This is a genomic window from Paenibacillus sp. 01T431 (assembly GCF_056398625.1).
The window spans coordinates 1-381 of sequence record NZ_JBFTPT010000088.1 but is presented as its reverse complement, the minus strand read 5'-3'; the positions used below and the strand labels follow the sequence as shown (position 1 = coordinate 381).

The 381-nt window shown below is 59.1% G+C and carries 1 protein-coding gene; it reads right to left on the bottom strand.

What is annotated here, in order from left to right; translation table 11 throughout:
- Positions 1 to 381 (bottom strand): hypothetical protein (locus AC1DM9_RS34600; RefSeq protein ID WP_477584527.1); only part of this gene is annotated, 381 nt, incomplete at both ends.

Sequence of the window (381 nt, the reverse complement as noted above, 5' to 3'; positions counted from 1 at the left end):
CCTGTTACTCCCGTTGCTCCGGTAGTTCCGGTAGTTCCTGCAACGCCAGTCGCTCCCGTCACTCCTACACCAGTTGTACCTGTCACGCCTGTGGCTCCGGTTGCTCCCGTTGCCCCTGTAGTTCCGGTAGTTCCTGCAACACCAGTCGCTCCCGTCACTCCTACACCAGTTGTACCTGTCACGCCTGTGGTTCCGGTTGCTCCCGTAGTTCCTACAGCCCCAGTTGATCCAATGGCTCCTGTTTCTCCCGTTGCTCCGGTAGTTCCGGTAGTTCCTCCAACACCAGTCGCTCCCGTCACTCCTACACCAGTTGTACCTGTCACGCCTGTGGCTCCGGTTGCTCCCGTAGTTCCTACAGCCCCAGTTGATCCCGTTGATCCC